Origin of the sequence: Streptomyces finlayi (assembly GCF_014216315.1) — a bacterium.
Classification (GTDB): Bacteria; Actinomycetota; Actinomycetes; order Streptomycetales; family Streptomycetaceae; genus Streptomyces; species Streptomyces finlayi_A.
The window spans coordinates 5,015,863-5,029,413 of record NZ_CP045702.1; the positions used below are offsets into that span (position 1 = coordinate 5,015,863).

Genomic DNA, 13,551 nt, shown 5'->3' on the forward strand with positions numbered 1-13,551 from the left:
CGGGTGGGCCTGCTGCATCGGTAGCTCAGTGCGGTCATCTCCAAACGATCTCGAGCAGCTCCGGACGGAATCGACCTCGCTGCGCGCCGCCCTTGCCCGCCTTGCTGATCACCACGGCTTCCATGCTCCGCGCGATCTCCGCCCGTCTCATGTCCACGGTGTACGAGTCCCATTCGCGGACGATCCGGGCAGCGACGGAACCGGCCCGGGCCGGAGTGACAGAGAGAAGGGACGCAAGCTCCTTCACCTCTTGTTCCTTGTCCTCAAGGCGTCGGACCTCGCGGGCGAACTCGGACAGCGAAAGCTCGTCCGAGGCGCGAAGCCGACGGGCCTCGACCTTGTCCGACTCGATCTGCCTGAGCTTGGCCTTCGCCGCCTCCAGCTCGGGGCCTTCCGGTTTGGCGGGCGTCACATCCCGAGCCTGCGTCTTGAGGTGGCTCAGCAGGATCTCCTGCACATAGTCATCGACCGGGGGACCGCTACGGGACAGCTTCCCGCAGCCCCCTCCCGCGACCCTGCACAGGTAGTAGTACCCGTACCGCTGATAGCTCGGCGTGGAGCGCTGATATATGGCGGACGCCAGCCCGGAGCCGCAGTTGCCGCAACGTGCGATGCCGGTCAGTAGTCGCTTTGTGACCGTGCTGCCGACCTTGCGGCCCTTGCCCGTTTTCTTGCGAGCGTCGAGAACGTCCACCAGTTCTTGCCACTCGTCCGGGGTGAAGATGGTCTCCCACGTCCCGATGACCGGGGTGCCGTCCATGCGCTCGACGAGGTGCTCGACGGGGTCCACGCGCCCGGCCCGGTCGCGGTGCATCTGGGGATGTAGGCGCGGTACCCGCAGAGGCGAGGGTTACGGAGGACGTACGTGACGCTGCTGTAGCTGATGGTCTTGCCCGAGGGGGTCTGTGGCGTGCGGACCATCGCTTCTGCCCACTCGCGGTGGACCGAAGCGACCAGCTTGCCGTTCACGATGTCCTTGCGTGCTTTCCGGAGGATCTCGGCCTCCGTCTCATCCACATGCTCGGCGTCCTTCCATCCGAAGGCGCGCTGACCCTTGTGCGGCTTGCCCTCCGTGGCCTCGGCAAGCTTTTGCCGGGCGACTCGGCGGGCAGCATCCGCAGAGAACTTGTTGGCGATGTTGACGTGGATGCGCGCCTCGAAGCGTCCGTCCGGAGTAGTCAGGTCGTAGTCGCCGGCCGTAGTGGCGAAGATCATCGGGCGGCGGGCCTGTTCGTAGATGTCGATCAGACGCTCGAGGTCGCGGGGCTGCCTGGCTATGCGGTCGATGTTGTAGGCCAGGATGCCGCTGATCGCCGCAGACGCGAGGTCCGCGGTCATCTCCTCGAACCCCCTGCGCGAGACGTTCCTCTTGTAGGCCGAGAGGTCGTTGTCCTCGTACACGTGCCGGACATTGACCCGCTTGAGCTCGGCGAGGTTGTACACGTCCTCGCGTTGACGGATCACCCCTTGCCGTCCGTCGCGTCCGTCTCCGATCTGCCCGGTATCGGAGATTCGCGTGTACCCACCCACGTCAAGCATGCCTGCCCCCTCGCGAGCACCGTTGCCGCCTTGATCGCTCCTCACTGTATGTGTTTTCTGCGTGCGTAGAGGAGTCAGAACATACAGCTTTGATGGGCACACCAGTACGATCGTGCCCACCTGTGAGACCCCCTGCCCGGGCTCCTGCGGATGCGAAATGCCGACGCACGGGCGAACCTTCGGGAAGGAGGTTCACCATGCGTTCACTACCCCTCACGTTCTGTGCCGCAGCGGCTGTCGCGGCGACTCTGCTGCCCACGACCGCCGCGCTGGCCGACTCCGAGCCCCAGGGAAGGGTCTCGGTGACTCCGTCCGCGATAGCCCCCGGCGGGGAGGTGGAGCTCTGGGTCGACATCTGCGGCAAAGGCAAGGAAGCCAAGGGCAACTCCGACGCCTTCGTCTCGGAGGCCCACTTCGCCCCCGCCGACAACAAGGGTCTGTTCGCCGAGGCCCGTATCCGCTCCGACGCCGAACCCGGCGACTACGACGTCTGGGTGAACTGCAAGGGCGGCAAGGGCAAGGCCACCGGCAAGCTCACCGTCGTCCACCACAGGCAGCCCTCGCCCGTCGCACCCGTCAGGGCCGGCGGCGGTGGCACCGCCACCCTGGCCGACCAGGCAGCCGAGCAGGACGGCCCCGGCACACGGCACGCCGTGACCGGGCTGGTCCTCGCGGCCGTCGCGGCCGTCGCCGTCGCCTTCCGCAGCGTGCGGCGCCGTCGCTCGGCCACGGACTGACGTGTCCGTCTCGGACCGCCCGGCGGGCACCGGGCGGCTGCTCACCGGAGTGGCCTGGGCCGTTCTCCTGCTGGGCCTCTGGCTCTGGGGCCGCGAGATCACGGACGGCCCGGGCGGCAGCTCCGCCCCGACGACCGGCGACGTCGCCGCGGTCGGGCGCCCGCTGGGCGTACCGCTGCCGCCGGCGCACAAGCCGCTCGACGGAGCCGCGCCCGAGCGGGTCGAGATCCCCTCGATAGGCGTCGAGGCCCCCGTCGTCCGGCGCGGACTGGACGAGGGCGGGGCGATCGACCCGCCGCCGTACGGGAAGCCGCAGACCGTCGGCTGGTACGGCAGCGGCACCGAACCGGGCGCCGAGGGCGCCGCGCTCTTCGTCGGCCATGTCGACACGGAGACGAAGCCCGCCGTGTTCTACGGGCTCAGCGCCGCCCGCCCGGGCGAGAAGGTCCGGGTGGCCAGGTCCGACGGCTCGGTCGCGGTGTTCACCATCGACGACGTCCAGGTCTTCACCCGGGAGCGCTTCGACGCCCGGAAGGCGTACGGCCCCCGCGAGGACGGCCGGGCGGAGCTCCGGCTGATCACCTGCGGCGGCACGTACGACCGCAAGACGCGGTCGTACACGGCCAATGTGGTCGTCTCGGCCTATCTGACGGGCCAGGACAGCGCGGGAGCGAAGACCCCCGCCTGAGAGCCTGTCGTACGGCACCCCGTGAACACCTGGCCCGGCCGGCAGCCCACTCCCCCTCGGAGTGTGTCGGCCGGGCCGGTCCTCGACCGCTGGTGCCCCGGCCGCGGGAGTGGCCGGGCACGGCACGGGAGGTCGGGAGCCTGCCCGACACTGTAGGCACGGGGAGGCCCTCGGACCACGTCACTTCTGACGGGATGTCCGGATACCGAGGTCCCGGCGGACGCCCGTGGCGCTGTGTCAGGATGGACGGGACCGGGAGTACATCGGCGCGGCCGGCAACGGATGCGACCAGTGCGACCAGTGCACCCGAGGGGGAGTGGATGTACGGCAGACACACCGGTACGGCGGCCGCGATCGCGGCTGTCGTACTTCTGGCGGGATGTTCTTCGTCCGGCGAGGAGAAGAAGGACGGCGGGTCCGCCACGATCGGCCAGCAGCCCAAGGACGCTGACCCGTTCTGGGTCGACCCCGACGGCACGGCGGCGAAGCAGGCCGCCGGCTACGCGGAGCACGGCGACGACAGGAGCGCCCGCCTGATCAGGAAGATCGCCCAGCAGCCGGTCGGTGAGTGGATCGGCCCGGACGACCCCGAGGCCGAGGTGAAGGGCGTCACCGAGGCGGCCGAGAAGGCCGACCGTGAGGCCCTGCTGGTGCTCTACAACATCCCGCACCGTGACTGCGGACAGTTCTCCAAGGGCGGCGCGTCCGACGGGGACACGTACCGGGGCTGGGTGGAGAGCGTCGCCAAGGGCATCGGGGACCGCCGGACCACGGTGATCCTGGAGCCGGACGCGCTGCTGCACCTGGTGGACGGCTGCACACCGCAGGAGTTCCACGAGGAGCGCTACGACCTGCTCAAGGGCGCGGTGCAGCGGTTGAAGCGGCAGCCCGGGACGACGGTGTACGTCGATGCGGGCAACGCGGGCTGGCAGAGCCCGGACGCGCTGTTCGAGCCGCTCCAGCGGGCGGGCGTGGGGGACGCGGACGGCTTCGCGGTCAATGTGTCCAACTTCCAGACCACGGCGGCCAGTACGGACTTCGGGAAGCGGCTGTCGGCGAAGGTCGGCAGCAAGCCGTTCGTGATCGACACCAGCCGCAACGGGAACGGCCCCTACGACGGCGGCGACCCCGCGGAGAACTGGTGCAACCCGCCGGGGCGTGCGCTGGGCGAGACCCCGACGACGGAGACCGGTGACGAACTGGTCGACGCCTATCTCTGGATCAAGCGCCCCGGCGAATCGGACGGCGCCTGCAGGGGCGGCCCGAACGCGGGTGAGTGGTGGCCGGAGTACGCCCTGGGCCTGGCGGGCGGCTGAGGCGCCCGGTCACCGGCGCACGGTGTGTCCTCAAGCGCCGGACGGGCCGGGTCGTGGCTGAGCGGGCCCCGGCCACGTCGAGCCCGCCCGGCGTTCGAGGGCGCAACGGCCACCGGACGGCCCCGGTGCCTACGGCACCTCCACCCACGTCCCCTCCGACGGCGTGCCCCGGTCGTCCGTGACGAACAGCATGTACCAGCCCGAAGGAACCAGCGCCCGGTTCCTGGGCACCGTCACCGTGACCCCGTCCGCCGAGGTCTTCAGGTCCAGCGCTACCGTGCGCTGGTCCGTGTCCGTGACATGCGTGACCGCGCTCGGCCGCATCAGCTTCGCCGACGTCAGGGACGAGGCCTGCGGGCTCTCGAACGTCCCCGTGCCGCCCCGCGCGATCCGCTTCGGACCGCCCGTCAGCTCCGGCCGGCTCCCGCGGTACAGATACGGCGGGGTGTAGATCTCGATGCGCTGCTCGAACGTACCCGGCCGGGTGTTGTCCCGGTCCGCGTACAGGGAGTCGGAGCCGAAGATCATGACCCGGCCGTCCGGCAGCAGCACCGAGCCCGAGTGGTAGTTGCGGCCGACCGCGGGGTCGGCCACCCGCTTGTACGTGTCCGACTTCGCGTCGTACAGCCGTGCCTGGAGCACATCGGAGCCCCCGCGCCCGCGGTAGTCCTCGGAGCCGCCGGTGACGAGCAGGGAGTCGTCCGGCAGCAGTGAGGCGCTCGGATAGCGCGTGCCGTCCGACAGCGCAGCGCCGTCCACGAACCGCGGCTTCGGCTGCCCGAGATCCACCAGCCGGGACCTCTCGCTCGACTTCTCGGACTCGCCGACCCCGCCCCCGCCGATGACCATGAACTTCTCGTCCTGGGCGGGGGGCAGCCGTACGGTCGCCGAGGTCTCCATCTTGTCCGGGTCGCTGAGCCCGGGGATCTTCTTGAACGTGTTCGTCCCCAGGTCCCAGACGCCGGGCGCCCGGCCCATGCTCGCGGGTCCGTACCCGGCGTTGGAGCCGGAGTAGAAGAGCTTGCCGTCGTTGAGCAGGAAGACCGCCGGGTAGGTGGGGAACTTCCGGACGACGCCGGTGTACTCCCACTTCTTCGTCTCGGGGTCGTAGATCTCGTCCTTGCCGGGCACGATCTGCCCGATCTCGTCCAGGCCGGAGAGGGCGAGGACCTTGCCGTCCTTCAGCGTGGTCAGCGTGGGATACCAGCGCGCCTCGTTCATCGGGTCGACGGTGATGTACTTCTCCGCGACCGGGTCGAACTCGTAGGCTTCCTTGATGCCCTGGAAGTCCTTCTTGTCCAGGGCGAGCTTCTGCGCGATCCCGTACACGTTACGGGTGTCGGAGCCGGAGAGACCGGCGATCCGGTAGTTGTCCTCGGTGCCCGTCTCGTACTTCATGCCGGACTTCCGGGCCTCGACGTAGATCCGTCCGCGGCCGGGCTCGTTGCGTACGAAGGCCCCGGTCTGCTTGTCGAAGATCTTCGTGGCCTTCTCGACCAGCACCGGGTCCTTGGAGACGAACGTCTTCCCGTTCTCCTTGCCCGTGAACCGTGTGCCGGCCGGCAGGGTGATGGGCTGGTCCGGGTCCTCGTTCTGGACGATCATCAGGCCGCCGGCCTTGGTGACGTCGCCCTCCAGCTTCTCGTACCGCTTGGTGCCGCCGGCTATCAGGAGTTTTCCGTCCGGCAGTTGGGTGTGGCCCGAGCAGAACATGTCCTTGGGCGTGGGTATGTTCTTGAACCCGTTCGTCTCCGGGTCCCACAGCACCGACCGGAAGCTCTTCGCGTCGAAGTTCTTCTGGTTGTTGCCCGAGCCCGCGACGAGCAGCACCTTGCCGGTGTGCAGCAGCGCCGCGTGGATCGTGTTGATCCGGAACTCGGCGGGGACGTCGAGGTAGTCCCAGTGGCCGTTCGCGGCCTTGTACTCGGCGGTGTTGATCTCGTACGCGTGGTAGCGCTCGGTCCCGAAGCGGTACAGCCACGGTCCGTTCGCCCCCGCGAGCGCGAGAACCACCGCCGTGCTGATCGCCAGTCGGCGGGTACGGCGGCTCGGGCGGTACTTCATTTCTCACGTCTCCCAAGGGCGATCTGCATGGTCTGTTCGTTGTCGGCCGGGCCTGGCCTCCGCGACGGCTCCGGCTGTGGCCGCGGCGGAGGCTGGGGCCCCGCGCGGCGCTTCTTCCTCTCGGCGCGCACGGTGTACCGCCAGCCCAGGATCGGCGCCGCCGTGATCAGCAGGGCGAGGCAGGCCCACGTCAGCATCGCGGGATGGCTGTGGCCCAGGAAGAAGGACGCGACGATGGAGCCGCCGAAGACGAGAAGGAAGAAGAGGTGGATGCGGAAGGTGCCGAAGAGGGTGTCCGGGCTCGACGAGTCGCCCTTGGGCGTCACCACGAACGAGCTCTTGCGGCGCAGGACGGCATCCATCAGGGAGCGTGCGTAGATCGGTGCCGAGAGCGCCGACATCATCATCCCGGCGAGTCCGCCGGAGCCCTCGGGCTCGTGGGGCGAGACGTTGTGGCGGCGGTTCCAGATGTAGAGACCGATCTGGAGCGCGGAGGCGTTGCCGTAGAGCATCATCCAGATCGTCGGGTCGATCTGCACACCCGAGGCGCCCATGCCGAGGAACAGCGCGCAGCTCAGCGCGGCGAGTATCCAGTTCATCGCCGACATCGGATAGAAGATGATCATCATCGTGTAGTTGAAGAGCTTGCCCGCGGGGAGCGAGAACCAGCCCTTCCAGTACTGCTTGAGGATCGTCTCGTAGGTCCCGCGCGACCAGCGGAGCTGCTGGGTGAAGAAGTCCGTCCAGGCGGTGGGTCCCTCGCCGACGGCCAGCACGTCCGGCGTGTAGACCGAGCGCCACTTCTTGCCGGTCAGCGGGTTGCGGGCGCGGTGGATCTCGAAGCCGGTGGCCATGTCCTCGGTGATCGAGTCGTACAGACCGCCGATCTGCTTGAGGGTCGAGATCCGTACGGCGTTGCTCGTGCCGACGAACATCGGGGCACCGTAGCGGTTGCCGGCGCGCTGGATCAGCGCGTGGAAGAGGAACTGCTGCGACTCGGCGGCCTTCGTGACGAACGTGTCGTAGTTGCCGTAGACCTGAGGGCCGATGACGAAGCCGATGTCCGGGTCGCGGAAGTAGCCGAGCATCCGCTCCAGGTAGTTGGGCAGCGGTACGTGGTCGGTGTCGACCGAGGCGAAGAAGTCGTAGTCCCCGCCGTGGGCGTCGAGCCAGGCGTTGTAGTTGCCGTGTTTCGTCTTCGCGCGGTGTGGGCCCGTGGCCTGGTTCCAGCGCGCGACACCCTTGCGGGAGAAATGGTGCACACCGAGCCGGGCGCACACCTCCTTGACCGCGGGGTCGTCGCCCTCGTCGAGCAGCCAGACGTGCATGAGTCCGCGGTGCCGGATGCGTACCGCCGCCTCCAGCGTCTTCGTCACCATCTCCAGGGGCTCCTTGCCCGGCACGAAGGAGGTGAGGAAGGCGACCTTGGTGCCGGTCTCCGGCACCACCGGGACCGGGTCACGGGCCACGAGTGTCGCGTGCGCGTTGGAGAGGACGTTCATCGTGCGGAAGAGCTCGATCAGACCGATCGAGACCAGCATGACGATGTCGAGGATCAGCAGCGTGTCGTTCTTGAGGTTCGGGTCGCGTTCCGTCCAGTGCGCCGGCTGCATCAGCCAGGCGAAGAGGCCGAGGGAGACGAGAGGAGCCGCGCCGAGGAGCAGGGCGGCCCTGAGGCGGTGCGGCTCCTGCGAGAGCAGGGAGCGGTAGCGGACCGTGTAGGGCCGGCCGGGTTCGGGCTGGGTCAGGGGACCCGCCAGCCGGCTGTAGTGCTCGTAGTCGTATCGCGGCAGCGCCTTGTTCGTCTGGCGCCGTCGCTGCCCGGTCCGCAGCTGCGACGGTATCCGTAGCTGGGTGGTCCGGGAAGAGTCGTTGTCCTGCCGGGCGCCTGGCGGCGTCGACGTCATGGGTCATCCCCCCGCACGCAGGGTCAGTGCGTGATTGGTCGGTCAGTCGTGGGCGGTGGAGCCCCCCCGGATCACCGCGCACGCACACAGTGGCGGGTCACTTTTCCACAGACATGGAAAGGAGTGCTGCCGGTTGCATGATGCCCTCTCGGTGTTCGTCCGTGAGCGGGACCCCCACCCCGCGGTGAAAGCAACCGGCATCTCATGTTCCGCTGCCCAACTGTCCGGGCACGGCGCCCGCCTTGGAGCCCGACGGCCAGATAACAGGTTGTCCGGCTCAACGCCGTTGCGTTTGGGTTTTGAGTCGCAGGTCAAGCCCTGTTGAATGACGCAACGGGACGTCCTGATAGATCAGCTTGTGTCGAGCAAGAAGATCATCGGGAGTCCCGTTGCAGGAGAAGTCTGTCATCACGCGCACGGTCGAGGCGGCCGGGGGTGTGTACGCGCCCGGCCACTTGGGCGAGCTGACCCAGATCGTGGACTTCGTACTGGTGGACGCGGTGATCGATGAGACAGGGTCACGTGAGAAGCGGCTGCGGCTGCTGCCGTCCCGGGTGGTGGTCTATTTCGTCCTCGCGCTGGCCCTGTTCGAGGACTGTTCCTATCGGGGCGTGTGGGGCAAGCTGACGGCGGGGCTGGAGGGACTGCCGTTGGTGCGTCCGGCGGTCTCCTCGCTGTCCCGGGCCCGACGGCGGATAGGAGCGGCACCGCTGCGGCGGCTGTTCGAGATCCTCGCCGGACCCGTCGCCCACCTCGGGCAGGCCGGCTCGTTCTATCGGGGGCTTCGGACCGTGGCCGTGGACGGCACCTTGCTGCACGTGCCCGATGAGGAGGCGCTCACCTGGCGCTATCCCAAGCGGGCGGGCGAGAGCGTGGAGTTCGGCTACCCGCTGCTACGACTCGTGGTCCTGGTCGAGTGTGGCACCCGTGCCGTGCTGGCCGCCGCGTTCGGCCCCGAGAGTGACGGCGAACTCACCTACGCGGGACGCCTGTTGAGTGTGCTGGACCGCACGATGCTCCTGCTGGCCGATGCCGGCTTCGACGCGAACGAGTTCGCCCGGGACGTCCAGGCCACCGGCGCCCAGTTCCTGGTGCGCTCCTCCGCCCGCCGCATACCCACCCCCTTCCGGCACCTGGACGACGGCTCCTACCTGGCCCGGATCGGCTACGGCGTCCTGCCCGTCATGCTGACCGTCCGCGTCATCGAGGCGTCCGTCACCGTGACCCTGGCCGATGGCACCGTCCGCACCGAGCAGTGGCGCCTGCTCACCACTCTCCTCGACCCGGCCGCCCACCCAGCTGCCAGGCTCGTGGATCTCTACCACGAGCGGTGGCAGTCGGAGACGACGTACTTCTCGATCAAGGCAACGATGCTGGACGGCCGTGTCCTGCGCTCCCGCAGCCTGACCGGCCTCGACCAGGAGGTCTACGCCCTGCTCACCACCTACCAGGCCCTGATCCGTGCCGCTTCCGACACCGCCTGCACCCGGCCCGGCCTGGACATGGACCGCATCAGCTTCACCGTCCTGCAGACCACCGCCGGCGACACCGTGACCACCGCGACCGCGATCCTGCCCCCGACGGGACCCGCCGACCTCGTCGGCACCATCGGCCGGGCCGTCCTCGACGCCCTGCACCCCGCCCGCCACCGGCACCGCGTCAAGGCCCGCACCCGAAAGAACCCCACCAGCAAGTACGGCCCGAACGCCGGACAACACCCCACGACCAGCCAGAACTACACCGTCCACACCACTGTCACGTTCTTCGAGCACGGACTTGCGAGCCGCTCGCGGACGTAAACGCAACGGTGTTGTTGTCCGGCTTGTCGGGTGATCACAAGGGCGGAACGCGGTGTTTATCGGGCGTATGTACGGGTTGGTCGGGTGTAGGGGGGTAAGGGGGAGGGGCGCGCGGGGGTGCGTGTGAACTCCCGCGCGCACGAACAAGGCCCCCTCACGCTCGGTGAGGGGGCCTTGTCTTTGCGTGCGCCGTCAGGGACTCGAACCCCGGACCCGCTGATTAAGAGTCAGCTGCTCTAACCAACTGAGCTAACGGCGCCTGCTGACCTGGAGAACTCTACCGGATGGGAGGCCGTGCCCCTGACCAATTCCGCCGCGCCGCGTCCTGTGGGATGGTCGTTTTTTTGATTTGATCCGTCAAAATGCGATATGTCAGGAGAGTTGAGACACTGACGCCCGTTGCAGATGCGCCCAAAGATCTTGACGAGTGCGGAGGGGAATCGCATGACTGTGCCGGTCTTCGAGGAGTACGAACCCGCTGTCGACTGCACCTGTGCGGGGTGTGCCGCGCAGCGCCGTGCCGCGGCCAGGGCCGTGCCGACGCGGCACGGCGGACATCCGGCGGCGCACGGCGCACGCCGGGCGCTGGTGCTGGTGACCGCCGCCGGAGTGGTCCTGTCCAGCGGGGCCGCCGAGGCGGCGACCGCCACGGGACACGCCACGGGGCCCGCCCGGACGGACGCGCCGGCCGACCCGGAACCGGCGACCCCACAGGGCGAGAAAGGTCCACTGCAGGGGGTGGGTGCCTCGGGGCCGCCCTCGGCTCCGACGTTCCGGGCGACCACGCGGGCCGACATCATCAACCGGGCCAAGGTGTGGGTCTCCGCGAAGGTCCCGTACAGCATGGAGAAGTACTGGTCGGACGGCTACCGCCAGGACTGTTCGGGCTTCGTCTCGATGGCGTGGAACCTGGGGCGCAACGAGTGGACGGGCAGCCTCGACCAGTACGGGACACGGATCGCCCGGGAGGATCTGCAGCCCGGCGACATCCTGCTCTTCCACAATCCGGGGGACCCGAACAAGGGCTCGCACGTCACGATCTTCGGTGGCTGGACCGACTACCGGCACAGTCACTACACGGCCTACGAACAGGCCCGTCCCCGCACCCGCAAGCAGGCGACGCCCATGGCGTACTGGAACAACTCCGACCGGTACGTGGCCTACCGCTACCGGGGCCTCACGGGCGGGGCGAGCGGCAGCAGCTTCTCGACGCCCTACCCCGGGGCCGGGCGGTTCGGGCCCGGTGCGAGCAACAAGTACGTCACCCAGCTCGGCAGGATGCTCGTGGCGCGGGGCGGAAAGCGGTTCTACTCGCAGGGGCCCGGCCCGGACTGGGGCGAGGCGGACCGGCGGGCGACCCAGGCGTTCCAGATGGCCCAGGGCTGGCGGGGCAAGGAGGCCGACGGCATCCCCGGCCCCCAGACCTGGCGTCATCTGACCGGCGGCACGGGACGCGGCATTCCGGCCGCCGGTACGGGCGGCAGCCCCAATACGGTCTCGCCCTTCCCGGGCCGCGGCCATTTCAAGCCGGGTCAGTCCAACAGTCATGTCGCACGGCTCGGCACACAGTTGGTGAGGAAGGGCTACGGCAGGCACTACGTGTCGGGCCCGGGCCCCCGGTGGACAGAGGCGGACCGCCGCAACGTCGAGGCGTATCAGCGGTCCCTGGGCTGGCGCGGCAGCGAGGCCGACGGCTATCCGGGCCCGCACACCTGGCGGCGGCTCTTCGGGTGACGGCACGGACATGACGGAGGCGGGTATGCGACCCATGGTGTGGACAGCTCCGGATTCCCGGAGAACGGAAAGGCAGGGCAACCGGTGAACGGACACGAGGACGCGGGCGCAATCCCCGCCGCGAGTACCGAGACCATGACCGAGACCGGGACCGAGACCGGGACCACGATCGAGACCATGACCGGGGCCGCTCCGGCTCCGGCTCCGGCTCCGGCTCCGGCTCCGGCCTCGGACATGGGCGAGCGGGACGGGCAGGTGGCGGACGCCGTGGCCGGGGCGCGTGAGGTGCCGGACGCGCCCGGCGCCGTCACCGAGGTGGATCTGGTGCTCGACCTCGTCCCGGCGGACGCCGTCGTCGGGGCGTCCGCCTCGGTCCCGGTCCGGGGGTCCGACGGTGCCTCCGTGGCGGGCGGCGGTGTCCTGCCGCACGGTTGGGCCGACGCCGGCCACGCCTCCGGGCCGGTCGTCGTGCCGGGGCCCGGGCCGGGGGCCAGGGGCACGGCCGTCGACGCCGACAGCTGGTGGGACACCGGGCGGCGGCACTCCGTCATCGCCAACGAGTCCACGGCCTCCATCCCGGTACACCTGCTCTTCCGCGACGACCGTGACGCACAGATCACACGCGGCGCGCAGAACACACGCGACGCACAGGAATCCCGTGACACGCATGACGTGCGGGACACCGGTACGGGTCGTCCCGAGCCCGGTGATCCGAGTGCGCTGCCCGCCTTCGTGACCCGTCGTCCCCGGCCCGTACGGCGTCCGCCCCTGCCGCGCTCGCCGCAGAGTCAGGCGCAGCCGTCGACCAGGCCCGCGCCGCTCGGCGACCCCCGGCTGTCCGAGCGGCCCGGACCCGCCCTGCCCGGCTGGGCCGCGCTGCTCACGGGGGCGGCCGGGACCGTGGCCGGGCTCGCCACCCTCTGGTGGTCAGGGGCGCTGCCCGCCGCCGCGCTCGACCGCATCGGGATCGGCTCGCGCCCGTACGACGGCGTCGGCATCGGGGCGTGGGTGCTCCTGACGTTCCTGGTGACGGTGGTCCTGTTCGCGCTCGGCGGTCTCGGCCGGGGCCGGGTCGGATACGCCTGGGTGCTGACCCTGTTCGGCGACTACCGGGGGAGTGTCCGTCGCACCGGCCTGGTCTGGGTCTCCCCGCTCCTGCTGCGCCGCCGCGTGGACGTGCGGCTGCGGCACTGGCGCAGTGAACCCCTGCCCTCCGTCGACGCGAACGGCACCGCGCTGCGCGTGGTCGTTCTCGTCGTCTGGCGGATCAAGGACACCGTGCGGGCCACCCTCGGCGTCGCCGACCACGAGGAGTATCTGCGTGAGCAGGTCGAGGCCGCGATGGCACGCGTCCTCTCCCAGCTGCCGGCCGACGCCTTCAACGAGGACGCCCACACCCTCCGTAACGCCGAGGCCGTCGGCGACGCGCTGACCCGGATGCTGAAGGCGGACTGCGAACCCGTGGGCATCGACGTGTACTCGGCGCAGCCGACCGGCATCGAGTACGCCCCCGAGGTCGCCGCCGCGATGCAGCGGCGCCGGATCGCCGCGATCGACGCGAGGCACCGGGACAGTGTGCTGACGTCCGTGGTCGACGCCGTCGACGACACGGTGCACCGGCTCACCTCGCGCGGCATCGTGGAGCTCGACGACTACGAGCGAAAGGCGCTGGTGAAGGACCTGACGGTGGCCTTCTACACCGGTCGCAGCGGCTCCGAAGGTTCCTGAGAGCCATTTTGGGGCTCCCGCGGGTGAACCGGAATCGGC

Annotated in this window: 10 protein-coding genes and 1 tRNA gene; 6 read left to right on the forward strand and 5 right to left on the reverse strand. The window is 69.5% G+C overall.

Features of this window, described 5'->3' with window-relative positions; all coding sequences use genetic code 11:
• Positions 1-34: 34 nt before the first annotated feature.
• Together F0344_RS36025 and F0344_RS36030 are read right to left on the reverse strand one after the other, a co-directional pair.
• Positions 35-694 carry a zinc ribbon domain-containing protein gene (locus F0344_RS36025; RefSeq protein WP_258050063.1) on the reverse strand — a complete coding sequence of 220 codons (660 nt, stop codon included), beginning with the start codon at positions 692-694 and terminating at the stop codon, positions 35-37.
• Complete coding sequence (locus tag F0344_RS36030) at positions 619-1,659, reverse strand: recombinase family protein (protein WP_258050064.1); 1,041 nt, start codon at positions 1,657-1,659, stop codon at positions 619-621. Before F0344_RS36030 ends, F0344_RS36025 begins: the two co-directional genes overlap by 76 nt.
• A gap of 77 nt (positions 1,660-1,736) precedes the next feature.
• Between F0344_RS36030 and F0344_RS23110 the strand changes: the two genes are divergently transcribed.
• From F0344_RS23110 to F0344_RS23120, 3 genes are all read left to right on the forward strand, one after another.
• On the forward strand, positions 1,737-2,276 hold the full coding sequence (locus F0344_RS23110) for a hypothetical protein (protein WP_185300616.1): 540 nt from the start codon (positions 1,737-1,739) through the stop codon (positions 2,274-2,276).
• A gap of 1 nt (position 2,277) precedes the next feature.
• Complete coding sequence (locus F0344_RS23115) at positions 2,278-2,964, forward strand: class F sortase (RefSeq protein ID WP_185300617.1); 687 nt, start codon at positions 2,278-2,280, stop codon at positions 2,962-2,964.
• A 320-nt stretch (positions 2,965-3,284) separates the two neighbouring features.
• Positions 3,285-4,280 (forward strand): glycoside hydrolase family 6 protein, encoded by a 996-nt coding sequence (locus F0344_RS23120; protein ID WP_185300618.1) that lies wholly within the window; start codon positions 3,285-3,287, stop codon positions 4,278-4,280.
• 129 nt (positions 4,281-4,409) lie between these two features.
• Here F0344_RS23120 and F0344_RS23125 read toward each other — a convergent pair whose 3' ends face one another.
• Together F0344_RS23125 and F0344_RS23130 are read right to left on the reverse strand one after the other, a co-directional pair.
• Positions 4,410-6,344, reverse strand: coding sequence for a kelch motif-containing protein (locus F0344_RS23125; RefSeq protein WP_185300619.1), 1,935 nt, complete (start codon positions 6,342-6,344; stop codon positions 4,410-4,412).
• Positions 6,341-8,251 (reverse strand): glycosyltransferase family 2 protein, encoded by a 1,911-nt coding sequence (locus F0344_RS23130; RefSeq protein WP_185300620.1) that lies wholly within the window; start codon positions 8,249-8,251, stop codon positions 6,341-6,343. The genes F0344_RS23125 and F0344_RS23130 overlap by 4 nt, the downstream gene beginning before the upstream one ends.
• 389 nt (positions 8,252-8,640) lie before the next feature.
• Here F0344_RS23130 and F0344_RS23135 point away from each other — a divergent pair, with 389 nt between their 5' ends.
• Positions 8,641-10,050 carry an IS4 family transposase gene (locus F0344_RS23135; RefSeq protein WP_185296855.1) on the forward strand — a complete coding sequence of 470 codons (1,410 nt, stop codon included), beginning with the start codon at positions 8,641-8,643 and terminating at the stop codon, positions 10,048-10,050.
• A gap of 185 nt (positions 10,051-10,235) precedes the next feature.
• On the opposite strand, the gene F0344_RS23140 is transcribed toward F0344_RS23135, so the two are convergent.
• Positions 10,236-10,309 (reverse strand) — tRNA-Lys (locus F0344_RS23140).
• A 185-nt stretch (positions 10,310-10,494) separates the two neighbouring features.
• Here F0344_RS23140 and F0344_RS23145 point away from each other — a divergent pair.
• Together F0344_RS23145 and F0344_RS23150 are read left to right on the forward strand one after the other, a co-directional pair.
• Positions 10,495-11,784, forward strand: a complete 1,290-nt coding sequence (locus F0344_RS23145; RefSeq protein ID WP_185300621.1) for a peptidoglycan-binding protein — start codon at positions 10,495-10,497, stop codon at positions 11,782-11,784.
• Positions 11,785-11,919: 135 nt separating this feature from the next.
• Positions 11,920-13,512 carry an SPFH domain-containing protein gene (locus tag F0344_RS23150; protein WP_258050065.1) on the forward strand — a complete coding sequence of 531 codons (1,593 nt, stop codon included), beginning with the start codon at positions 11,920-11,922 and terminating at the stop codon, positions 13,510-13,512.
• Positions 13,513-13,551: the final 39 nt, after the last annotated feature.

What these genes read in the sequence shown, in the direction of transcription:
- F0344_RS23150 (WP_258050065.1), top strand. Translation starts at nt 11,920, where the DNA reads ATGACCGAGACCGGGACCGAGACCGGGACCACGATCGAGACCATGACC.
- F0344_RS23110 (WP_185300616.1), top strand. Translation starts at nt 1,737, where the DNA reads ATGCGTTCACTACCCCTCACGTTCTGTGCCGCAGCGGCTGTCGCGGCG.
- F0344_RS23125 (WP_185300619.1), bottom strand. Translation starts at nt 6,344, where the DNA reads ATGAAGTACCGCCCGAGCCGCCGTACCCGCCGACTGGCGATCAGCACG.
- F0344_RS23130 (WP_185300620.1), bottom strand. Translation starts at nt 8,251, where the DNA reads ATGACGTCGACGCCGCCAGGCGCCCGGCAGGACAACGACTCTTCCCGG.
- F0344_RS23145 (WP_185300621.1), top strand. Translation starts at nt 10,495, where the DNA reads ATGACTGTGCCGGTCTTCGAGGAGTACGAACCCGCTGTCGACTGCACC.
- F0344_RS23120 (WP_185300618.1), top strand. Translation starts at nt 3,285, where the DNA reads ATGTACGGCAGACACACCGGTACGGCGGCCGCGATCGCGGCTGTCGTA.